This window comes from Ferrovum myxofaciens (assembly GCF_000735045.1).
Lineage (GTDB): Bacteria > Pseudomonadota > Gammaproteobacteria > Burkholderiales > Ferrovaceae > Ferrovum > Ferrovum myxofaciens.
Window position 1 is genome coordinate 1 of the sequence record NZ_JPOQ01000218.1, and the last position, 1,486, is coordinate 1,486.

Genomic DNA, 1,486 nt, shown 5'->3' on the forward strand with positions numbered 1-1,486 from the left:
ACGACTCCAGCAAATATCCAAAGGAGTTTCATGCTTGGCCAGCGTCAACTTTCCTTCACGAAAAGCAAAGGCGTTTGGCATGTACGAACACGACTGGTTGTCCCGGCGAGACTTGAACGTGGGATAGTCCGATTCCTTCTTGAAGAATTTTGTAAAAGCCGTGTCCAGGTGACGAAGCGATTGCTGCAGGACGACCGACGACACTTCACTCAACCATGATGTTTCAGGGTCCTGTTTCAGACCCTTGAGGCGTGCCGCCAAATCCTTGTAGTACACGCGCTGACCGTTGTTGTAGAAAGCAGTCGACCTCTCCTTCAAGCCCCAATTGTAGATCCATCGCGCACAACCAAATGATCGCGCAAGCTGATCGGCTTGGTCAGGCGTCGGGTAAAATCGGTAACGATAGGCGCGTTGAATCAACATGACTGTAATTATACAGTGAATTTAAGGCGTAAGTCAAGAGATTTCTCCTTATATCTCCGGCGTAAACGCCGAAGTTTTACGGAGAGGACGATAATGCATTGATGCCAACTGCCGCCAGTGACGGAAAACATCTGTTTCCCGTCACTGCGATACCTCCCACGGATTGATGAGTGGCACTCCCGTGGGCTTAAAATCAGCGACGTTGCGAGTGACCACCGTCATGCCATGCACAAGGGCTGTTGCCGCGATGAGTGCATCGCGCTCGCCGCGCTTGTCGGGTACATGCAGCCTGGCGCAGCGTTGTGCCACGACGGTATCGACAGGCAGCGTGCGCCCGGAGAACTCAGGCAATACGTGCTGCTCTAGCCACGAGCGCAACATGGCCCCCTGGGTGGCGTCCTTTCGCTCAATCGACAGAACGCCAAGCTCCAGTTCCATGATGGTGATGACCGACACAAAGAGGTCAGCGGCATCAACGCTTTCCGTCCATGCCGTCACGTTCGTATCGGTCTTACCAAGCCGCACCTTGCGCAGTTCGGACACCACGTTGGTATCGAGAACAAACATCATGAGAAATCAGCCGGTCGAGTTTCGATGGTCACACGCGGCGGATCAAACTCGATGTCGGCAATACCAGGCATAGCCAACGCATCGGCAATGTTGCGCCGCTGCTTTGTGAGCCGCTGATAGTCCTCAAAGCTCATAAGCACATGGGCCGGTCGGCCTCGATCTGTGATGAACACCGGCCCGTTGTTTGCGGCCCGTTTTGCCTCGCTCGCCCCTTGGTTGAACTCACGGCTTGATAAGGTGGTAATGGTCATGACGACACCCCCGTACGCTTGAATGATGTAGTGATGTTACTACGTCATTCAAGCGAGTGCAAGTGTTTCAGAGTCGGTAAACGGTCAGCACAGTGGACAAATTCCGCCGGTTTGGGGTAAGCGGTAAGCCAGCGGCGTTGTATTTTCCTGGATAATTTTTCTGCATACTCCTCTTCAGATTGTGACACAGGAGAGCAGGTATGGAAACCAAGCGTAGCAGGAGAATTCGCCACAGCAGGCAG

General features: G+C 53.5%; 4 protein-coding genes. All 4 read right to left on the minus strand.

The window, feature by feature from the left end; translation table 11 throughout:
* Window positions 1–423, minus strand: a 423-nt coding sequence (locus IV91_RS16065) for an RNA-guided endonuclease InsQ/TnpB family protein (protein ID WP_035418193.1), incomplete at its 3' end; no start/stop codon positions are given.
* 141 nt (window positions 424–564) lie between these two features.
* Window positions 565–993, minus strand: coding sequence for a type II toxin-antitoxin system VapC family toxin (locus IV91_RS0112910; protein ID WP_031599110.1), 429 nt, complete (start codon window positions 991–993; stop codon window positions 565–567).
* Window positions 990–1,244 carry a type II toxin-antitoxin system Phd/YefM family antitoxin gene (locus IV91_RS0112915; RefSeq protein ID WP_031599112.1) on the minus strand — a complete coding sequence of 85 codons (255 nt, stop codon included), beginning with the start codon at window positions 1,242–1,244 and terminating at the stop codon, window positions 990–992. Before IV91_RS0112915 ends, IV91_RS0112910 begins: the two co-directional genes overlap by 4 nt.
* A 44-nt stretch (window positions 1,245–1,288) precedes the next feature.
* The coding region (locus IV91_RS19250) for a hypothetical protein (RefSeq protein ID WP_233418479.1) at window positions 1,289–1,486 on the minus strand (198 nt) is incomplete at its 5' end.

Bases quoted from the DNA above. Each gene is read 5' to 3' on its own strand.
- IV91_RS0112910 (WP_031599110.1), bottom strand. From the start codon at position 993: ATGATGTTTGTTCTCGATACCAACGTGGTGTCCGAACTGCGCAAGGTG.
- IV91_RS0112915 (WP_031599112.1), bottom strand. From the start codon at position 1,244: ATGACCATTACCACCTTATCAAGCCGTGAGTTCAACCAAGGGGCGAGC.